This is a genomic window from Sphaerisporangium corydalis, from assembly GCF_025506355.1.
Classification (GTDB): domain Bacteria; phylum Actinomycetota; class Actinomycetes; order Streptosporangiales; family Streptosporangiaceae; genus Sphaerisporangium; species Sphaerisporangium corydalis.
In genome coordinates this window covers 54,533-73,744 of sequence record NZ_JANZYP010000041.1, presented here as the reverse complement: position 1 = coordinate 73,744, position 19,212 = coordinate 54,533, and the positions used below count along the sequence as shown (strand labels likewise).

At 69.6% G+C, this 19,212-nt stretch carries 17 protein-coding genes; 5 read left to right on the top strand and 12 right to left on the bottom strand.

Features of this window, described 5'->3' with window-relative positions:
• Window positions 1-3: 3 nt before the first annotated feature.
• Both NYZ98_RS25575 and NYZ98_RS25570 read right to left on the bottom strand, forming a co-directional pair.
• On the bottom strand, window positions 4-852 hold the full coding sequence (locus NYZ98_RS25575) for an ABC transporter permease (RefSeq protein ID WP_262845752.1): 849 nt from the start codon (window positions 850-852) through the stop codon (window positions 4-6).
• Window positions 849-1,817: an ATP-binding cassette domain-containing protein gene (locus tag NYZ98_RS25570; protein ID WP_262845751.1), complete on the bottom strand. Its 969-nt coding sequence runs from the start codon at window positions 1,815-1,817 to the stop codon at window positions 849-851. Before NYZ98_RS25570 ends, NYZ98_RS25575 begins: the two co-directional genes overlap by 4 nt.
• A gap of 150 nt (window positions 1,818-1,967) precedes the next feature.
• Between NYZ98_RS25570 and NYZ98_RS25565 the strand changes: the two genes are divergently transcribed.
• From NYZ98_RS25565 to NYZ98_RS25555, 3 genes are read left to right on the top strand one after another with little or no spacing between them, the layout of a single operon-like run.
• Window positions 1,968-3,083 carry a sensor histidine kinase gene (locus NYZ98_RS25565; protein ID WP_262845749.1) on the top strand — a complete coding sequence of 372 codons (1,116 nt, stop codon included), beginning with the start codon at window positions 1,968-1,970 and terminating at the stop codon, window positions 3,081-3,083.
• A 5-nt stretch (window positions 3,084-3,088) separates the two neighbouring features.
• Window positions 3,089-3,775: a response regulator gene (locus tag NYZ98_RS25560; protein WP_262845747.1), complete on the top strand. Its 687-nt coding sequence runs from the start codon at window positions 3,089-3,091 to the stop codon at window positions 3,773-3,775.
• A 36-nt stretch (window positions 3,776-3,811) separates the two neighbouring features.
• Complete coding sequence (locus tag NYZ98_RS25555) at window positions 3,812-5,224, top strand: hypothetical protein (RefSeq protein ID WP_262845745.1); 1,413 nt, start codon at window positions 3,812-3,814, stop codon at window positions 5,222-5,224.
• Here the strand turns inward: NYZ98_RS25555 and NYZ98_RS25550 are convergent.
• Window positions 5,131-5,370, bottom strand: coding sequence for a hypothetical protein (locus NYZ98_RS25550; protein WP_262845743.1), 240 nt, complete (start codon window positions 5,368-5,370; stop codon window positions 5,131-5,133). The genes NYZ98_RS25555 and NYZ98_RS25550 overlap by 94 nt on opposite strands.
• 148 nt (window positions 5,371-5,518) lie before the next feature.
• Here NYZ98_RS25550 and NYZ98_RS25545 point away from each other — a divergent pair, with 148 nt between their 5' ends.
• Window positions 5,519-6,205, top strand: a complete 687-nt coding sequence (locus tag NYZ98_RS25545; RefSeq protein WP_262845741.1) for a TetR/AcrR family transcriptional regulator — start codon at window positions 5,519-5,521, stop codon at window positions 6,203-6,205.
• Window positions 6,206-6,218: 13 nt separating this feature from the next.
• Here the strand turns inward: NYZ98_RS25545 and NYZ98_RS25540 are convergent, their stop codons facing one another.
• From NYZ98_RS25540 to NYZ98_RS25500, 9 genes are all read right to left on the bottom strand, one after another.
• Window positions 6,219-7,010 carry an SAM-dependent methyltransferase gene (locus NYZ98_RS25540; RefSeq protein WP_262845740.1) on the bottom strand — a complete coding sequence of 264 codons (792 nt, stop codon included), beginning with the start codon at window positions 7,008-7,010 and terminating at the stop codon, window positions 6,219-6,221.
• Between the two features lie 183 nt (window positions 7,011-7,193).
• Window positions 7,194-7,823 carry a hypothetical protein gene (locus NYZ98_RS25535; RefSeq protein WP_262845738.1) on the bottom strand — a complete coding sequence of 210 codons (630 nt, stop codon included), beginning with the start codon at window positions 7,821-7,823 and terminating at the stop codon, window positions 7,194-7,196.
• A gap of 85 nt (window positions 7,824-7,908) precedes the next feature.
• On the bottom strand, window positions 7,909-8,178 hold the full coding sequence (locus NYZ98_RS25530) for a carboxylesterase family protein (RefSeq protein ID WP_262845736.1): 270 nt from the start codon (window positions 8,176-8,178) through the stop codon (window positions 7,909-7,911).
• A gap of 826 nt (window positions 8,179-9,004) precedes the next feature.
• A complete protein-coding gene (locus tag NYZ98_RS25525) occupies window positions 9,005-10,183 on the bottom strand; it encodes a TIR-like protein FxsC (RefSeq protein WP_262845734.1) in 1,179 nt (392 codons plus the stop codon).
• Window positions 10,180-10,887, bottom strand: a complete 708-nt coding sequence (locus NYZ98_RS25520; RefSeq protein WP_262845733.1) for a TIR-like protein FxsC — start codon at window positions 10,885-10,887, stop codon at window positions 10,180-10,182. Before NYZ98_RS25520 ends, NYZ98_RS25525 begins: the two co-directional genes overlap by 4 nt.
• Before the next feature lie 473 nt (window positions 10,888-11,360).
• Window positions 11,361-12,359 carry an RNA polymerase subunit sigma-70 gene (locus NYZ98_RS25515; protein ID WP_262845732.1) on the bottom strand — a complete coding sequence of 333 codons (999 nt, stop codon included), beginning with the start codon at window positions 12,357-12,359 and terminating at the stop codon, window positions 11,361-11,363.
• A gap of 224 nt (window positions 12,360-12,583) precedes the next feature.
• The gene (locus NYZ98_RS25510; protein ID WP_262845731.1) at window positions 12,584-13,843 is read right to left on the bottom strand and encodes an RNA polymerase sigma factor; all 1,260 of its coding nucleotides are present in this window, start codon (window positions 13,841-13,843) and stop codon (window positions 12,584-12,586) included.
• Entirely contained in the window at window positions 13,843-14,229 is a 387-nt protein-coding gene (locus tag NYZ98_RS25505) for a YciI family protein (protein WP_262845729.1), read from the bottom strand. Before NYZ98_RS25505 ends, NYZ98_RS25510 begins: the two co-directional genes overlap by 1 nt.
• A 281-nt stretch (window positions 14,230-14,510) precedes the next feature.
• Complete coding sequence (locus NYZ98_RS25500) at window positions 14,511-15,707, bottom strand: SGNH/GDSL hydrolase family protein (protein WP_262845727.1); 1,197 nt, start codon at window positions 15,705-15,707, stop codon at window positions 14,511-14,513.
• 133 nt (window positions 15,708-15,840) lie between these two features.
• On the opposite strand from NYZ98_RS25500, the gene NYZ98_RS25495 reads away from it, so the two are divergent.
• Window positions 15,841-19,164: an AfsR/SARP family transcriptional regulator gene (locus NYZ98_RS25495; RefSeq protein ID WP_262845725.1), complete on the top strand. Its 3,324-nt coding sequence runs from the start codon at window positions 15,841-15,843 to the stop codon at window positions 19,162-19,164.
• The last annotated feature ends 48 nt before the right edge of the window (window positions 19,165-19,212 follow it).

Sequence of the window (19,212 nt, the reverse complement as noted above, 5' to 3'; positions counted from 1 at the left end):
CATCTACATCTTGCCGGAGTACGAGCGGACCGCCAGGGGGGCGAAGATCGCGACGACGGCCGCACAGCCGATGACCGCCCAGCCGACCTCGGCCGTCACGGCCCCGTCGTTGAACAGGTCGCGCACCGCGGAGACGACGTGCGACACCGGGTTGACCTTCACGAACGCCTCCAGCCAGCCGGGCAGCGTCTGGGCGGGGACGAAGGCGTTGGACAGGAAGGTGAGCGGGAACATGATCATCATTGAGATCCCCTGGACACTCTGCGCCGAACGCGCCATCGTGCCCAGCCAGGTGAAGATCCACGCCAGCGACCAGCCCGCGATCACGGTGAGCGCGACGCCGGCGACGCATCCGACCACGCCACCGCCGGGGCGGTACCCGATGAGCAGGCCGGTGAGGAGCGTCAGCACCGACGCGATGCCGTAACGGAGCAGGTCGGCGATCATCGGTCCTGCCAGGGGAGCGATCCTCGCGATCGGCAGGGACTTGAAGCGATCGAAGACCCCCTTGTCCATGTCTTCGCGCAGCTGCACGCCTGTCGCCATGCAGACGGTCAGGGCCGTCTGGGCGAGGATGCCGGGAATCAGTATCGGGAGGTAGTTCGACACACTGCCGGAGATGGCACCGCCGAAGATGAACGCGAACATCGCCGTGAACAGCAAAGGCTGGATGAGGACGTCGAAGAACTGCTCGGGCTTGCGGCGCATCTTCTTCAGGGCTCGCCATGCCATCGCCAGGATCTGGACCCAGGTCGCCTGCAACGAGCTGCGGGACGTGGTGCGGGCGACCACGGCGGACGGGTCGATGCGCTGGGGGGTGCGGGTGGCCGGGGTCAGGGTGCTCGCGGTCATCGGGCCGCCTCCATCTGGGGTTCGTCGGCGCCGTGGCCGGTCAGCGTCAGGAAGACCTCATCCAGCGTCGGCTTGGCGACGCTCACCGAGGAGATGCCGAGGCCTGCTTCCCGCAGGCCGATCAGGACGTCCGCGGCCCGGTCGGGGTCGGAGAGGGGCACGTTCATGCGCCCTGATTCCGGGGTCAGGACCGGGTCCTCGCCCAGCAGCCGGCGTACGACGTCCACGGCCAGGGCGGTGTCGGAGCCGTCCGCGAGCCTGAGCTGCAGGGTCGAGTCACCGACCTGGGTCTTCAGGGCGTCGGGGGTGTCCTCGGCGACCTTCCGGCCTCGGTCGATCACGGCTATGCGGTCGGCCAGTTGATCGGCCTCGTCGAGGTATTGGGTGGTCAGGAGGATCGTGGAACCGTCGGTGACCAGCTCTCGGATGGTGGTCCACATCTGGCCGCGGCTTCTCGGGTCGAGGCCGGTCGTGGGCTCGTCCAAGAAGATCAGGGGTGGGCGGGTGATCAGGCTCGACGCCAGGTCGAGGCGGCGGCGCATGCCGCCACTGAACTGGGACAAGGGACGGTCGGCCGCCTCCTGAAGGTCGAAGCGTTCGAGCAGGTCACCGGCGATGCTCTTGGCCCGGGTGCTCGTCAGGCCCTGCAGGCGGGCGAACAGCCGCAGGTTCTCCCGGCCGGTCAGGTCCTCGTCCACTGAGACGTCCTGGCCGGTGACGCCCACCAGCTGCCGGATGCGGTGCGGTTCCCGCCGGACGTCCACGCCGAAGATCTCCGCATGGCCGTCGTCGATGGGGAGCAGGGTGGCGAGCATCCGGAGCATGGTGGTCTTCCCCGCTCCGTTGGGGCCGAGGACCCCGAAGATCTCGCCTTGCCGTACGTGAAGGTCGATCCCGTCAACGGCCCGGAAGTCCCCGAAGCTCTTGACCAGACTGTCGGCCCGGACGGCACTGAGGTCCGCCATGATGCGTGTCCTCTCTCCGCCGGGTACCTCCCGGCGTCCGAGATGAGCGTCCGCCTTGCCGGCTTCACCACGGCTTCACCGTGGTTTCACCGTCGAATGATCACTCTTGGGAGTGACGGCAGCGGGCGGAGAGCCGCGGATAATGGGCTCATGTTCGCAGCGGGCCGGACCGGCGGAGCCGTCGACGGGGCGCTTGCGGTGGGCGTGGTCCTGGGTACGGTGACACCGCTTCTTCTGCCCGATCCCAATCCCTGGTGGATCATCGGGCTGGGACTGCTGGCGTCGGTGCCGGTGGCGTGGCGCAGGCGGGCGCCGATGGCGGTGGCGATGGTGGTCGGGGCGGCCATGTCGGTGCTGGTCACATGGGAGAAGCCGTTGCTGCCCTTCGGGCCGCTGCTGGCCGTCTACACGATCGCCGACCTGAGTCCCACGTGGAAGAGACTGGCGGCGATTCCGGCGATCGTGGCGGCCGTGGGAGTCTCGCTGGTGCTGCCGGGAGAGAACGCCGAGACCTACCGGCTGCTGGGGACCGCCTTCGTGGCCGCCTACGCGCTGGGCACCAGCGTCAGGGCGAGCCGCTCGCGAGCCGCCGAGCTGACCGAGCGGGCGCGACGGCAGGAGCAGGAGCACATCGCGGCGGCGGCCGGGGAACGCACGCGGATCGCGCGCGACATGCACGACATCATCACCCATTCCGTTGGGCTGATGGTGGTCCAGGCCGAAGCCGGGCCGGTGGTGGTACGCAGCGACCCGGGCAGGGCCGAAGCAGCTTTCGACGCGATCGCCGACACGGGAAGGGGTGCGCTGACCGAGCTGCGGGAGGTGCTCACCGCGCTGCGGACCCCGGGCGAAGGTGGCGGACCGGTGTGCGGCCACGCCGCCGGGCGCCAGGGCGAATCACTGTTCCAGCCGCGTCTGGCCAACCTCCCCGCGCTGCTCGAACGCAGCGGTCTCGACGTGGTGAGCACGACCACCGGCACTCCGCGCCCGGTCGCCGGAAGCGTCGAGGCAGCCGTCTACCGCATCGTCCAGGAGGCGCTCACCAACGTGCGCAAGCACGCCGGTACGCGTGCCGTACGCCTCGCTCTCACCTGGGGGGAGCGCCTGACGGTGGAGATCGCCGACGACGGGCGAGGGCGGAACGAGGGCGGCGGGTACGGGCTGGCGGGGATGCGGGAACGGGCGGCGGCATGCGGCGGGACGCTCACGGCCGAGACGAGACGGGACGGGGGATTCGTGGTGAGAGCTGAATTTCCGCTTGAATAGCCCGCATGTTACGGGTGCTCATCGCCGACGACCAAGATCTCTTCCGCGCGGGATTCGGGCTGATCCTGGGGGCGCAGCCGGACATGGAGGTGGTCGGTGAGGCCGCCGACGGCGAGGAGGCGATCGCCGCGGCCAGGCGGCTCCAGCCGGACGTGGTCCTGATGGACGTGCGCATGCCGGGCATGAACGGCATCGAGGCGACCAGGGAGATCTGCGCCACCACCGCCGCCAAGGTACTCGTGCTGACCATGTTCGATCTCGACGAGTACGTCTACGACGCGGTCCGGGCGGGAGCGAGCGGCTTCCTGCTGAAGGACATCAGGCGCGACGAGCTGGCCCATGCCGTGCGTACCATCGCCTCGGGTGAGGCCCTGCTGGCCCCGGCGGCGACCCGGAGGCTGCTCGAGGACCTGGTGCGCAGACCCGCCCACGGCGTCGCCCCCCGGCTGACCGCCAGGCTGGGCGCGCTGACCGAACGCGAGCGCGAGACGCTGACGCTGGTCGCGCACGGCCTGTCGAACGCGGAGATCGCCGCCGCGCTCGTGGTCACGGAGCACACGGTCAAGACGCACGTCAGCCGCATGCTCACCAAGCTGGGCCTGCGTGACCGGGTCCAGGCCGTGGTGCTCGCCTACGAGTCGGGGCTGGTGGTCCCCGGCGGGAGTGACACCGGAGATCCCACCCGCGAGTGACGCGCCCGCGGGGTGCGGGACAGCACGATCAGCGGCATGAAACGCTTCCTCCTCGTCCTCTCCTCCGCCGTCCTGACGCACTTCGGCACCGGTCTCCACCCCGTCTGGTGGCTCACCTGGCTCGCGCCGCTACCCGTCCTGTTCCTGGCTCGCCAGGCGGGCAGGGGCACGGCCTTCGCCGCCGGGACGCTCGTCTGGCTCGCCGGCCAGGCGCAGATGTGGCCGTACTTCACCGGACCCCTGGAGATGCCACCCGCGCTGGCCGCCGCCCTCATCGCCGGTCCCGCGCTCTGCTACGGCTCGGGCGTGCTGCTCTTCCGCGTCCTGCTAGAGCGCGGCCGGGGGCTGCTGGCGGCGGCGGCCGTACCGGCCGTCTGGGTCACCACCGAGTACATCATGAACCTCGCCGGCCCGCACGGGGCCTGGTGGAGCCTGGCGTACACGCAGGCCGACTTCCTGCCCGTGCTGCAGACCGCCTCGGTCACCGGGGTCTGGGGCATCACCTTCCTCCTGCTGTTCGTGCCCGCCTCCATCGCGGTCCTGCGGCCACGTGCGGCGGTGGTCTCGGGTGTGCTGGTCACGCTCACGCTCGCCCACGGTTTCGTGCGGCTCGCGATGCCCGCGGACACCGGAGGACGGAAGGTCGCACTGGTCGCGACGGACGGCTCCGGGGATCTCGTCCGCCGGTACGGCGAGGCCGTGGACACCGCGGTGGACCGCGGTGCGGAGATCGTGGTGCTGCCCGAGAAGGTGTTCGAGACCGCCGATCTGCCGTTCGCCCGCCCGGGCGCGGAGGTGGTCGCGGGGATCGCCATGGAGACCAACAGCGCGGTGAGTTATCCCTCCGGCGTGCGCTACGACAAGCACCACATGATCCCCGGAGTGGAGCGCGGGTTCCGGCCCGGCACCGGCCTGGCCTTCCTCGACGGCAATCGGCTCGGCCTCATCATCTGCAAGGACCTGGACTTCCCCGGCCTGGTCCGGGAGTACGGCAAGGCCGGCACCGCCGCCCTGCTCGCGCCGGCCTGGGACTTCGACGAGGACGGGTGGCTGCACAGCCGCATGGCGGTGGTGCGTGGCGTGGAGAACGGCCTGGCGGTGGCCCGTGCCGCGCGCGAGGGACTGCTGACGGTCAGCGACGACCGCGGCCGGATCTTGACCGAGCGCCGCAGCGACATGACGGGTATGGCCACGGTCACGGCCACCCTGCCCCGGACGGGCTCGGCCACCCTCTACACCGCCCTGGGTGACTGGGCGGCATGGGCCTCGGCAGGGTTGCTGCTGCTCGCGCTCGGTGCGGCGGCCCGGACGAGATCCTCCGGCTCGGTGAGCCCGAACGCGGAGCCGTCGTCGGATCAGCCGGCGGCGGACAACGCCCTCTTGTGCCGGGTGTCCAGGACCGCGATCACCGCGAACGCGACAGCCGCCGCCGCGACGGCGACGACGTAGCACCACGGGGCGGGCAGGTAGTTGGCCGCCACCAGCGCGTTCGGGGCCTTGTCCGTGAACACCCGGAAAATGATCGCGATCGGGCCCTCCCAGACGCCCGCGATGAGCGTGAGAAGCATCGCCAGCCGATACCAGGCTTCGTTCATGATTCACTCCCGTCGAGATACGAACGTATCAACGACACCACCCGAGACCCCTCAGAACAAGGTCTTAATGGCCAATACATCACGCTATTGATGCCAGTAGGCTGCGTATGTGCGTGACGAAATGAAGTGCCGAGTCTGCCGTGACCCTGTGCGGCCGTCCACGCGCGGCCGCCGCCCGGTCTACTGCTCCCGCGCCTGCCAGGCCCGGGCGTACCGGTCCCGCAGAAACCCGCCGATCCCGGCGCCCGCCGTGCCGGAGCCGGCCGGTCGCCAGCGCCAGATCGCCGAGGCGGTCTGGCGGATCGCCGCCGGGCGCGGCCTCCAGATGGCCACCATCCGGGAGATCGCCGCCGAGGCGGACGTGTCCCCGCGGGTGGTGCAGTACCACTTCACCAACAAGCACCACCTGCTGGTCACCGCCTTGCAGATGTTGCACCGGGAGAACGAACGCGGGGCCCGGGAGCGGATCGCGGCGCTGCGTGACGCGTCCGACCCGCGAGTGCTGCTGCGTGCCACCCTCGAGGAACTGCTTCCGCTCGACGACCAGCGACGCACGAGCCTGCTGGTGATGTCCGCGTACTACGCGCGGAGCCTTACGGATCCTGCGCTCGCGGCGGTCTTTCTGCACGAGGGCGGCCCGCTGGAGGACTTGGTCGCCGCCCTGATCACGGCGGCCGGCGCCCGGCCCTCGATCGACGCGGCCCGGGAGGCGGACCTGCTCGTCGGCGGCGTGACCGGGCTCGGGCTCGACCTGCTCCACCGGCGCCGCACCCGGGCGGACGTGCGACGCACCCTGGACTATCACCTTGACCGCATCCTGGCGGAGCACCTATGACCGGGCCACCGATCTAGGGCTTCATAGCGACGCCGCAGCGGAGTTTCAGCGGGTGCGTGGTGTCGAGCGGGAGGGTTTCCCCAGGCGCCCATTGCTCGATGAAGGTGAAGCCGGGGGCTACGAGGTCCAGCCCGTCGAAGAACTTCGCGATGTCGTCGCCGGGCCGGAAGTTCAGTGGGACCGCCAGGTTCTTGTTGTTCTCCTGGATCCGCTTCCATACTTCGGGGTTGATCCGGTCAGTGGTCGCGTGTGACAACACCAGCAGGGAGCCGGACGGTACCTGCTCCATCAGGTCCCTGACGATGCCATACGGGTCGTTGCCAGGAGGGACGAAGTGCAGGACGGCCAACAGAACCACCGCGACCGGCTGGGAGAAGTCGATCAGGCGTTGAGTCGTAGGGTGGTCAACGATCTCCAAGGGGGTCATCAGGTCCCCCTCGACGTAGCCGGTGTCCGGATCGTTGACGATCAGAGCCTCGGCGAGCGCGAGCACGCTGGGGTCGTTGTCGACGTACACCGTGCGCGCATTAGGTAATTCGGCCTGAGCGACCTGATGGACGTTCTGTTGTGTGGGCAGGCCCGACCCGATGTCCAGGAACTGGCGGATGCCGAGACCGGCCGCGTACCGGGTGGCGCGCTCCAAGAATTGCCGGTTGACCACTGTCAGCAGCCGTGATTCCGGCGCCACCTCCAGTACGCGCTGGGCGGCTTCCACGTCCACTGCGAAGTGGTTCTTTCCACCGAGCATGTAGTCGTACATGCGCGCGGGGGACGGCCGTGTCGTGTCGATTCGCCGGTCGGTCATGTCACCTGCCTGAGGGGTCTTGTTCGCCGGGACATCGGCAATGGTAGATGCGCCAATGATGACCCCGATGTGCCCCCATCAAGACTTGAAAAGCGCAAGCCCGGTCGCGCAGCTCTTCTAGATTGTCCACCGGTCTACTTGGGTGATCGGCTCCCCGCGGTTCCGGCACACCTTCGTCCGGGCTTACGTCAGATGTCCTGTCTCTCGGATGGGCACCCAGGGCAGTAGGCCGAACGGTTTGTAGGAGCTGAGCACGACGGTCAGGATCAGCACGCCGCACGCACCCCCGGAGTCCTTGACCAGCGCGAACGGGTCGGCGAGGGCTCGACCGGCGAGGGCCGTGGTGGCAGCGTCGTCGAGGGTGGGCACAAGGACGAACAGGGCCAGGAGGGTGCCGGCGGCGGTGAGCAGGAACTTGAGTAGCACCCACCAGTGGCGCAGCACCCGCCACGGAGTGAGCAGGCCCAGCGCGAGGCCGGTGGTGAGTGAGAGCAGCGCCAGGGGGATGATGAGCGCCAGGCCCAGCCGGTGCGCCGCCGGATAGATGATCACGGGGCCGGCTCCCCGCCATCCGGCGATGACGAGAGCGAGGATGGCGGAGTCGGCGCCCAGCAGCCCCACCGAACTGATCACGTGCAGGGTGCGCAGGGCCTTGCGCCACAGCGGGGACAGCAGAGAGCCGGGCCGCCCGCGGAACCGCCGCGCTTCGGCCGTCCCGCGCGCGTCAGACGGCTTCGTCGCTTCGGCCGTCCGGTGTGCGTCAGGCGGCCTCGATCTGCCGTGGGATGCCTGGGCGCCTTGTCCCCTGTCCACTGGAACTCCCTCTGAGTTGATTGCCGGATTCGGTGGGCCACGCCCGGCCGACCGAACCGTCAGCCGGGCGTGTCGTGGTGCCGGTTCAGTTGCCGTTCCAGAAGGCGCAGTCGTGCTCGGTGGCGAGGTCCACCGGCCGGATGCCGCCCGGCCCGGAAGCGAGCGAGAGCGTGGCGCCACCACCGGAGCGATAGGCCGGCCAACGCGGCAGCCCTGGACCGTTGGGGTCGCCGGTCGCGGCGAAGCGCGTCCAGTAGGCGATCATGTCGCGTGACAGCTCCTGATCCGCAGGGGTGGTGGGCGGCGTGCCTGGGCCGTCCAGGAGGTAGGGCACGTCGGTGCCGTGTGACGACACCTCTCAGGATGCCCGCGGTGGTATGCACGGTGGCCCTTGGGGGATCATCCGACGCCTGCGCTCGCGTTGTCCCTGGTGGCAAGGCTACGGCGACGGCCAAGATCAGCGATGGATACCGTATTCGCATGGAGACAGCATTTCGAGCGTCCGGCTGTTCCGCGTCGTCTCACTGATGTCCCCGCGACTACACCCCCTGTCGTACGTGTGGGCCCGAGCGAACCGATCCACTTCATCGCCGCGCCATTGGCCATCGTGACGAGAGGTCACCGCAGCCGCTCATGACAGGTTGTAGTTCGCATTGCGGTTCAGGGGATCCAGAGCCGCTCGGGATGGATCACGCATATTCGCCGACCTACATTGAACCGTCCGGAACAATGCAAGATCGATCATTGATCCGTGACTTCTGATTGTGGCCGCCCGGACGCCACACCTGCGGCATTCCACCGGCCACTAGCGACGCCTGCCCCGCATCGTGAGCACCACTACGGCGACAACTACCACGATCACGACCAGAAACAGCAACTCAGGCCAACCAAGAGCAAACATGCGAGCACCCTCATTCGTTATCTTGCGGTCCGCGTCCGACCGTTTCGCCTGAACCTTTCACCTCCGGCGGGGGCTCGGGCTCCGACCAGGGACACAAGGTCATGATCGTTCGGACGTGAGGCGCCCACCTTGACGCCGCGCGGCCTCTACCAGGCGCAAATGGTGGCTGGTGATCATCTATGAGATCACCAGCTTTTCTCTCCCGCCTCGCCGACTTAACGGCCTGGACCTGCAGTCACTAGATCGTCGAGGACAAGCTGCACCATGTCTTCGACGTCGCTTACAGCGACCATCTTGTTTTAGGGTCGACGAACGGCATTCGAGCCCCAACATGGCCGGCGATTCGGCCGATCGCTTCTGGTACCAAGCGCCGGAGCTCCTCAGTACTCACGATCGTCCATACATTCGGCCGGCTAGTGAACTCGCCTAACAACTCGGCGTGATCGTCGGCAAGCTGATGATCAGGATTGTTTAGCAGGACCAGGATCGGCTTCCACGGCTGCTGGAGTCGAGTCAGTTCGTCCAGCGCCTCATGGTGATCGGGAAGCATAAGGACCCATGGATCAACGAGCACTATCTCAGGATCCTCTGGCTGACCGACGGCTAACATGCGGTTGCTGCGGTCCAGGAAGTTCCGTACCTCTGCCTCGTAACCGAGGGAGGTGACCACCTCTGCCAGCACGTCTGCTATTGGACGATTGGTCTTACGATCGCGGAATGGGGTCCACTCGATCGGGCTGCGCCCGTAGTAGTACGGGTCGAGTGAAGGGGGAAGCTCGCCGATTCGTGGCGCCAGGACGGTCACCTGGATCACCGGCTTGTCGATCGAGGAGGCGAAAGCGCTTGGCAACGAGGAGTAGTCCAAAGGTAATCCTATGGACGGTGCCACCCGCTCGCCTATTTCGACGATCCGCCTGGCCAATTGCAACACTGCTCGCTCATAGTTTTCGCGGAATTTACGAAGCTTCATCAGTCCGTAAAAACCGTATTCTGCGTATGCGCCGAGGTCCTGACCCGGCATCGTGACCCCTCTGGCCTGTTGAGGCAACTCGGAGTGAGCAACAGGCACCCAGAGCGCAGGGACGATCGCCTGAATCGGCTCACCATATGGTGACTCGCGGCGCAGGAATGCCGCCCATTCCTGGCCGCACTCCTCGCTGCTGAAATAGCGTCGGGAGAGGACAGGGACAAACACCCGGCAAGTGGCGAGCGCAGTCCCTATTCCGAGATGCCAGGGATCGCCGCCCCGCAAATCTGTAGCCATGAATCCCGGTCTGGATCCCGCCCCCATCGGAGAATCGGTGAGCTGCATGACGTGCCAGGAGAGGTCGCTGAACAGCTTGGTTACCCAGCGATCTGGATCAACGTCGTCATCCGGTCCATTCCTCGGAGTGTGCGCATAGCTGAGGAAGAAGTACGGCCCCGATTCCACAGGCTCGGAGGAATGGCCAAGGCTCACTGTGCCACCTCACCAGGTCCTTCATTGCGGCCCACACCCTGAGCATCCTCGAGAAATACGTTTCGCATGTCGAGGAATATCGACGGGTCGCACGGCCGAAGGCGGGTCAGTTCGGCCGTCAACACAATTTCCCGGGCAATTTGATAAGTAACGGAATCATAGTCGTCCCATTTATTGGTGGATACCAGCCCATAAATACCGTGCCGTCGATAATTCGTATCCATGTCGAAGCTCGCGAACTGAATCCTCTTGGCGACTTCGGGGGCTCCATCAAGATCTAACGCCGTCCACAGGACCGGCACAATGGCTCGCTGTGTCGAGTTCCCGATGGACTCCGCACGGTGCCTGGACTCCCGACGGTAAAACGCATCCCACTCCATTCCACAGTATTCGCTGCGAAAATAACGAGGAGCGTACAGCGGCACGAAAACGCGACATGATCCCAACGCATGCTTGATCTCTGGGTCCCATTCGATTCCGCTACGCATTCCCAGATCCACATAGCCTGGTAACAATGCGGCCGGGCAGTCCGTCATTTGCATGATATGTGAGCAGAGATCACGAAAAAAGTTCATGACGTACCGACCGGGATCGTCATCTATTAGGCGATGATATTTGACGTGCGCATGGCTCATAAAGAAGTAGACTGTCGACTCGGCAGCCTGGGAGTCACCTCCCCGGCGGTCATCGACGTGCTCCACCATGCGACGAACCCGTTCAGATCGGACGTAACCAGTACAACGGCGAGATGAGATTACCCCAGATTCTCTGTTCAGGTACGGATCTCCACCCACCCGGAGCTGGGATCACGATCACGTCGACATGTGGCGATCGTCCGTTGCCGGATGACTTGTGCCACCGCCTGTAAGCCGCAAGGTGCGGCCTTAGTACCTGCAACAGACTGTCCGGCTCCCTAATAATCTAGAGATCGTTCCTGTGCCCTGCAGGATGCCTCTATGCCTCTGCGGAGGCCTTAATTACATGTTGCTCGAGCTGTCGTACCTGGTCAGAACGAGCTTTGATCTTGCCTGAGCCATTTGTTCTCCAGGGGCCATTAGCCGTTGATCAACCGCCCGGCACCGGCATTGTGCTGTCTTCGAAGTCGACGCCAACCGCCTGGGTGAGCGCAGCGGCGAGGGTGGTGACCACCATCGCTGCGAGCGTGGCCATGAAGGGACTACTCCGTGCCGTCCGCCGGCAGGCGCTCCGGCAGCCCGAGCCGCGGGAACTGATCGTTGTGGAACGTGACGATCTCGGTGATCGCTCCGCCGGTGACGCGCAGGACGTCGATCGTCAGCGGCAGGTACGCGCCCTCCGGCTTCCGCCAGAGGTAGAAGGCGACGGCGGGTTGCCGGTTCACGGAGGTGAGGACGGCGCGCAGGTGCTTCATGCCCTCGAAGCCATTCTCGACCCAGTCGTTCACCACCATGTCGCGGCCGACGTACAAGCCCGGCGTCGGTGGCATCGAGCTGCGGACGTCGTCCCGCAGCAATGCGGCGAGCCCGTCGACGTCCGTGGCCACGCTGGCGTCGGTATAGCGGCGCACCAGCTCGCGCGTCCCGGCGTCCTCCTCGCCGCCGGTCCAGTCCTGCCGCTCGGCGGGCAGGTGCTCCCGCATACCGGCGTGAGCCCGCTGCAGCGCGCTGTTCACGGAGTTGACGGAGTCCCCGAGGAGCTCCGCGACGTCCTTCGCCGGCCAGCCCAGCACGTCCCGCAGGATCAGTACGGCCCGCGGGCGCGGCGCGAGGTGCTGCACCGCGACCAGGTACGCCAGCTCGATCGTCTCCCGCGCGACGGCGACGGTCTCCGGCTCATCCGCATCGCCCGCGGGCAGCTCGTCGAGCAGCCGGTCCGGGTAGGGCTGCAGCCACAGCACCTCGCCGCCGGTCGCAGGCTCCGGGCGGTACTTGGCGAGCAGGTCCAGGCAGGCATTGGTGGCGATCCGGTACAGCCAGGCCCGGAACGTCGACCGTCCCTCGAAGGTCTCCCGCCGCCGCCAGGCACGGAGGAACGTCTCCTGCACGGTGTCCTCGGCGTCCTCGAACGATCCGAGCATCCGGTAGCAGTGCACGTGCAGTTCCCGCCGGTGCCGCTCCGCCAGCCCCGAGAACGCCAGCTCGTCGACCTCGCCCAGCCCGCTCAGGCCCAGCTCCTCCAGCCGCGTGTCCGCCATCATCACGTCATCCTTCCGCCTCGTCGTGTCCGTCATAGGTGTGACGGGTACGAGCGCGACAACTCATCACCAGGGTCGGCCAGCGTGACTGATCCGGTGGCGGAGCACATGGTCCTCGCCTCCGGCTCGGGCGGGCTTCTTGGGGTCTTCGGCTCAGGCGCTTGCGTGCTCCCTCGCCGTCGGCAGCATAGGGGCGTGCTCGAATTCGGGACGGCAGCGCCGGGACGTCAGGCCAGCGCGGCCGCCTTGCGTAGGAGCACGGAGCGTTCGGGCTGGTTGGGGCACAGGCGGGCGGCCAGTTCCAGTTCGGCGCGTGCCTCTGGTCGCCGGTCGAGGCGGGCCAGCAGTTCACCGCGTACGGTCGGGACCAGGTGTGAACCGGGGAGCCGGTTGGAGGCGATCAGGTCGTCCACTATGGCCAGGGCCTGCGCCGGGCCCGAGGCCATGGCCACGGCGACGGCCCGGTTGAGGTCGACCACCGGCGAGGGGGCGACCCGGCCGAGCGTCTCGTAGAGCAGCACGATCCGGTCCCAGTCGGTCGCCTCGACCGAGGGCGCCGACGCGTGGACGGCGGCGATCGCGGCCTGCAGGCCGTAGGGGCCGAGGCCGCGGGTCGATTCCCCGGCCGACGTGTGACGCGGATGCGCCGAGGCCATGGCCAGCGCGGTCAGGCCCCGGCGGATCGCCGGGAGGTCCCACAGGCGCCGGTTCTGGTCCTCCAGGAGGATCGGCGTGCCGTCCGGGCCGGTCCGGGCGGGGAAGCGCGCGGCCGTCAGCTCGCACAACGCGAGCAGGCCGTGCACTTCCGGCTCGTCGGGCTGTAGCGCGGCCAGCGTGCGGGCCAGCCGGATCGCCTCGTAGGCGAGCTCGGGGCGCAGCAGCCGGTCGCCCGACGTGGCCGTCGACCCCTCGGTGAAGATCACGTAGAGGACGCTGAGCACGCCGCCCAGCCGTTCCCGGCGCTCGGCGGCCGGCGGCAGCTCGAACGGCACCCCGGCCGCCGCGATCGTCTTCTTGCCCCGGGTGATGCGGGCCTGCACGGTCGGCACGGGTACCAGGAACGCGCGGGCGATCTCCTCGCTGGACAGGCCGCCGACCACGCGCAGGGTCAGCGCCACCCGGGCCTCCCGGGAGAGCACCGGGTGGCAGCTGACGAACATCAGCGCCAGGACGTCGTCGTCGATCCTGTCGGGGTCGATCTCTGGGTCAATGGTGCGGTCGGCGGCGGGGTCGGCTGCTAGCAGGGCGTATCGGTCCTGGAGGGCGGCCCGGCGGCGGATCGCGTCGATCGCCCGCCGCCGGGCCGTGGCCATCAGCCAGCCGGCCGGATTGGCCGGAGAGGCACGCGGCCACGACACCAGCGCCTCGGCCACCGCCTCCTGGGCCGCGTCCTCGGCCAGCCCGAAGTCTCCGGTGAACCGGGTCAGCGCGGCGACGATCCGGGCCGACTCGACCCGCCAGACCGCCTCGACGTCCGCCGTACCCATCAGATCTGGCCGTTGCCCTCGCTGCCCGGCGGGACCTCGTCGGCCTCGGCCACCCGCCGGACCTCGATCTTGGACCCGCGGACCGCCGGGACCCGCGTGGCCCACTCGACCGCCTCCTGCTTCGTGGCGACGTCGAGCAGGAAGTAACCCCCGAACAGTTCCCTGGTCTCGCCGTACGGCCCGTCGGTGACCACCGGCGCCTCGCCGCCGAAGTCGACCACGACGCCACGGCCCGGATCGTCCAGCCCTTCGGCCGCGAGGAGGACACCGGCCTTCATCATGTCCTCGATGAACCGGCCGGTCGCGGCCATCGACTCGTCGATCGACGCCATCATGGCCGCGTTCGTCTCGTCGGTGCCCCGCATGATCAACATGTACCTCGACATCGTGTCCTCCTCATCCGGCGGGGCCGCCTCTCGGCCCTCGCACCCACATGTCGAACGAGCGGCCCGCCGATCGACACGGCCCCGGATAAATCTCTCGCCGCGGCACACCCGATCCCGTCGGACCTGACACCCGATCCCGTCGGACCGGCCCCGAGCGATGCCTGACGCGGACGCCCCCGCTGATGAGCTCGGTCCCGACAAGCCGGGGGTCGCATTTCGCCAGGGTATCGCCGAGAGGACGGACCGGCGGTGTGGGCCGGCGGCCGCGGCCGGGGCTGATCTCAGCTGAACAGCGACAGGTCTATGGAGTCGGCCAGGGCCTGGTAGCCCGCATCGTTGCCGTGCAGATGGTCGCCCACGTGGAAGTCCGCCCTGATCCGGCCGGGGCGGTCCGGGTCACGCCAGACGGCGTCGAAGTCCAGAACGGTGTCGAAGGCGCCGCTGGTACGGATCCATTCATTGACCGCCTGGCGTGCGCTCTCCCCCTCGGGGGTGTAGATCTCCGCGCCCTCGTAGGGCGCGATCGTGGTGGCACAGACCCGCACGCCGCGTTCGCGCGCCCGGGCGACCAGCTGGCGGTAGCCCGCGATGACGTCGTCGGCCGCCACCGGTTCGCCGGGGAACATCTTCAGGAAATCGGCCAGAGGGCCGTCGTCGCGTGGGGCGAAGGAGACGCCGATGTCGTTGGCCCCCACGGAGAGCACCACGTAGCCGAGGCCGGGCGTCGCCAGCACGTCCCGGTCGAAGCGGGCCAGGGCGGCGACGCCGATGCCGTCGTTGAGCAGCCGGTTGCCGCTGATGCCCTGGTTGGAGACGTAGCCGGCGGCCACGCCTTGCTCGGCGAGACGCTCGGCCAGCAGCTCAGGCCAGCTGTGGTTGGCGTCCAGGGTGGAGCCGACGCCGTCGGTGCGAGAGTCACCCACCACGACGATGGCCCTGGCCGGGGCGTCGGGGAGCAGCTCGACGGCGGAGATCAGGGCCCGCACCGGCAGGACCTCGGCGCTCGCCGGCAGCGTGAGGGCGGCGACGGCGTCGCCCGGGATCGTCCAGCCGGTCTCCAGGGCGGGATCGTGGCAGGTGCAGGTCTCCACGCGCCCGGGCAGGTAGAGGCTGATGGACAGCTTGGCCAGGGCGGGCAGGGGCAGGTCGGCCGGGTCGCTGAGGATCGGCGCACCCGCCGGGACGGTGACGGCCGGCGCGCCGGAGAAGGTCAGCGCGCGCTCGCTGCCCGGCCGCACCCCGCCGTCCGGAGCCGCGAGGGCCACCCGCGCCGCGCCGATGACGAAGGGTGCGGTCCCGAACTCGTTGGTGAAGCGGACGCGCACCCGGCGCCCGCCGCCGCTGACCCGCACCACCTGGCGCAGGGTCACGTCGGCGAGGGGCGGGTGGCCGTCGAGCGAGCCGAGCCCGTCGTGGGCCGCCTGGGGGGACGCGCCCCAGCTCCGTACCCAGCCGCTGGTGTCGTTGGTCTCAGTCATCTGTTGTCTCCGTCGATCGTGGTGGGAATGCCGCATGCGAAGACTGAGGCGGGTGGCTCACACGGGGCACACACGGCGCTGACACGGCCGCGCTGATTTCGGGTCTCGCGGGCGGGCGCGCGAAGATGGGGGGATGGACGGGGGTGCTCGGCTTCGCTTCACTCTGCTCGGCGCGTTCCAGGTGTCTCGCGGTGACGCCGTCCTGCCCGTTCCGGGCGCGCGGTTGCGGGGCCTGCTCGTCCGGCTGGCGCTCGCCGGCGGGCGCGCGGTCGAGCCGGGCGTGCTGGTCGACGCGATCTGGGCCGACGACCCGCCGTCCGGCCCCGCCCACGCCCTGCACACCCTCGTGTCCCGGTTGCGCCGCGCCCTCACCCCGACCGGCGCGGCCCCTGGCGTGATCGTGCAGGTGACGGGCGGCTACCGGCTGACGGTGGACGCGGCCGACGTGGACGCGCTGCGCTTCGAGCAGCTCACCGCCGCCGGCCGGGAGAGGCTGCGGGCGGGTGACCCGGAGGCCGCGGGCACCGCGCTCGCCGAGGCCGTGGCGTTGTGGGGCGACCATCCTGGCGCCGAACCCGCGGCCATCGCCGCGGTCGCTCCCACGGTCGCGACACGGTTGGCACAGGAGTCGATCGAGGCGGTCGCCGACCTCGCCGACGCCGAGCTGTCGCTGGGGCGGGCCGAGGTGGCCGCCGCCCGGCTGACCGCGTTGCTGGCCGAGCAGACGGTCCACGAGCGGGCGGCCGCGCTGCTGATGGACGCGCTCGCCGCGCAGGGGCGTCAGGCCGAGGCGCTGGCCGTCTACGAGCGAGTCCGCGAGGCCCTGGCCGATGCCCTCGGCACCGACCCGGGCACCGCCCTGCGGGAACGCCATCTGCGCATGCTGCGCCCCGGCGAGCCCATGCCGGCATCGGACGCCCCGGCCAGGAGCCCGATGGGCGCGAACGTCGAGGGCAGCGGCGCCGAGTTCGTGACCGGGCGGCAGACGGCCACCGACCCCGACCGGCCGACCACCCTTCCCGCGCCGCTGACCAGCTTCATCGGCCGCGACGACGACCTCACCCGCATCGCCACCTGGCTCACCACCGGGCGTCTGGTCACCGTCCTCGGGCCCGGCGGCGCCGGGAAGACCCGGCTCGCGCTGGAGGCCGCCCGCCGCCACCGCCACGAATACCGCGACGGCGCCTGGCTCGTCGACCTCGCGTCCGTGACCGAACCGGCGAAGATCGCCACGGCCGTGCTCACCGGGATCGGGCTGCGAGGAGGCGCGATGCTCGACGCCCGCAGGCGGGTCGACGGTGACGAGCTGGACGTCCTCGTCGGCGAGCTGGGCGGCCGGGAAAGCCTGCTGCTGATCGACAACTGCGAGCACCTGATCGACGCCGTGGCCCACCTGGTCGCGGCGCTGCTGCCCCGGTGTCCCGGCCTGCGCGTGCTCGCCACCAGCCGCGAACCCCTCGCGGTCGACGGCGAGGCGCTCGTACCGCTGGCCCCGCTCGCGCTGCCCGGCCCGGACGACGGCGTCGAACAGGTCCGTGAGGCCGCCTCGGTGCGCCTGTTCACCGAGCGTGCCGCCGCCGTGCGACCCGGTTTCGACGTCGACGGGACCACGCTGCCCGACGTCGTGCGCGTGGTGCGGGGGCTGGACGGTCTGCCGTTGGCCCTTGAGCTCGCGGCCGCCCGGTTGCGTACGCTGTCACTGCCCGAGCTGGCCGACGGGCTCTCCGACCGGTTCCGGCTGCTCGCCACCGGCAGCCGCACCGCACCACCCCGGCACCGCACCCTGCGCGCGGTCATCGCCTGGAGCTGGGAGCTGCTCGCCGAGGACGAACGCACCGTCGCGGAACGGATCTCGATCCTGCCCGGCGGTGTCACCCCCGCCTCGGCCGTCGCCGTCTGCGCGGGCACCACCGTGCCCGCCGCCGAGGTCCCCGAACTGCTCGCCGCTCTCGTCGACCGGTCACTCCTGCAGCTCGTGCCCGGCACCGGCCGGTACCGCATGCTCGAGACCATCCGCGAGTACGGCGCCGGCCGCCTGACCGGCGCCGGCGACCTGGGCGCGACCCGCGACCTGGCCGCCGCCCATTTCACCGGGCGGATGGCCCGAGAGGACCCGCGGCTGCGTGGACCCGGCCAGTTGACGGCCATGAAGGCCATCGGCGCCGAGTACGACAACACGCTCGCCACCCTGCGCCACCTGTGCGCCACCCACGAGTCCCGCGGCGCGATCGAGCTCGCCCTGACCCTGACCTGGTACTGGCAGATGTCGGGCCGCCAGCCCGACGGCGCCTACTGGCTGGGCGAGGCCCTGGCGGTGCCCGGCGGCGGGCCGACGCCCGAACGCGACTGCGCCCGAGCCGTCTATCTGCTCAACCGGGCGGACATCCTGTCGGGGATCACCGCCGGGCAGGCCGCGGACGACCGGGCGGAGATGCGTGAGCTGGCCGGCCGGCTGCTCGCGCATCCGGAGTTGCCCGGCCACCACCGCGTGTTCGGCCCGGTCCTGCTCTTCCTGCTGGAGCCGGAGGCCGCGCTCACGAGCTTCCAGCGCCTGGCCAGCGGCGACGACGTGTGGCTGGCCGGGCTGGCCCACATGTTCCAGGCCGAGATCGCCGAGAACGCGGGCGCGCTCGACCGGATGCGTGTCCACGTGGAGGCGGCCCTGGCCCGCTTCCGCCAGGCCGGCGACCGCTGGGGCCAGGCCGCCCTCCTGCCGATGCGCGCCCAGCTGCGGCGGTACGAGGACCTCGACGGCGCGCTGGCCGACCTGGGGGAGGCCCGGACGCTGGCCGGTGAGTTCGGCCCGCTGAACCTCGGCGACCAGCTGTACAGCGACCTGCGCTGGATCGACGTGCACATGCGGCGCGGCGACACCGGCCGGGCGCTGGCCATGATCGACGCCGCCCGGGAGCGTGCGCTGCACGCGTGCTCGGCGGAGATGCTGGTCCTGATCGACACGCGGGAGGCCGGCTTCCGGGTGCGGCTCGGCGACCTGGACCGGGCGGGCGACCTGCTCGACGACGCGGAGCGGGGTCTGCTCGGCGGCACCGTGTTCCCCGCGGACCACGCCCGGACGCTGGTCGGCAGCGCACGGGCCGAGCTCTGCCTGGCGCTGGGCGACCTGCCCGGCGCCGACGAGGCGCTGCGGGGGGCGTACGCGGCCGCGCTGGCGACCGGGGAACTGCCCGTCCTGTCACCGGTGACGGTGAACGCGGCCGCGCTCGCCGCGGCGCGCGGGCGGTGGCACGAGTCGGCCATGCTGCTCGGAGCGGCCGCCCGGCTGCGCGGCGCACATGACCACACCGATCTGCGGGTCCGTCATCTCACCCGCCTGGGTCAGGCCGCGCTGGGCGGGGAGGAGTTCGCCGCGGCGTACGCGAAGGGCTGGGAGCTGGACGCGAAGGCGGCCGTGGCGGTAGCCGCCCCGGGACGTACGGCTCCGTCGGCAGGTGGCTGATCCCCCGCCTTAGCTGCCCGACCTTACCGCCCGATCTCACCGCCCGAC

Bases quoted from the DNA above. Each gene is read 5' to 3' on its own strand.
- NYZ98_RS25500 (WP_262845727.1), bottom strand. From the start codon at position 15,707: ATGACTGAGACCAACGACACCAGCGGCTGGGTACGGAGCTGGGGCGCG.
- NYZ98_RS25510 (WP_262845731.1), bottom strand. From the start codon at position 13,843: ATGGGTACGGCGGACGTCGAGGCGGTCTGGCGGGTCGAGTCGGCCCGG.
- NYZ98_RS25570 (WP_262845751.1), bottom strand. From the start codon at position 1,817: ATGGCGGACCTCAGTGCCGTCCGGGCCGACAGTCTGGTCAAGAGCTTC.
- NYZ98_RS25540 (WP_262845740.1), bottom strand. From the start codon at position 7,010: ATGACCGACCGGCGAATCGACACGACACGGCCGTCCCCCGCGCGCATG.
- NYZ98_RS25520 (WP_262845733.1), bottom strand. From the start codon at position 10,887: ATGGTGGAGCACGTCGATGACCGCCGGGGAGGTGACTCCCAGGCTGCC.
- NYZ98_RS25560 (WP_262845747.1), top strand. From the start codon at position 3,089: ATGTTACGGGTGCTCATCGCCGACGACCAAGATCTCTTCCGCGCGGGA.
- NYZ98_RS25555 (WP_262845745.1), top strand. From the start codon at position 3,812: ATGAAACGCTTCCTCCTCGTCCTCTCCTCCGCCGTCCTGACGCACTTC.
- NYZ98_RS25505 (WP_262845729.1), bottom strand. From the start codon at position 14,229: ATGTCGAGGTACATGTTGATCATGCGGGGCACCGACGAGACGAACGCG.
- NYZ98_RS25565 (WP_262845749.1), top strand. From the start codon at position 1,968: ATGTTCGCAGCGGGCCGGACCGGCGGAGCCGTCGACGGGGCGCTTGCG.
- NYZ98_RS25550 (WP_262845743.1), bottom strand. From the start codon at position 5,370: ATGAACGAAGCCTGGTATCGGCTGGCGATGCTTCTCACGCTCATCGCG.
- NYZ98_RS25495 (WP_262845725.1), top strand. From the start codon at position 15,841: ATGGACGGGGGTGCTCGGCTTCGCTTCACTCTGCTCGGCGCGTTCCAG.
- NYZ98_RS25515 (WP_262845732.1), bottom strand. From the start codon at position 12,359: ATGATGGCGGACACGCGGCTGGAGGAGCTGGGCCTGAGCGGGCTGGGC.
- NYZ98_RS25575 (WP_262845752.1), bottom strand. From the start codon at position 852: ATGACCGCGAGCACCCTGACCCCGGCCACCCGCACCCCCCAGCGCATC.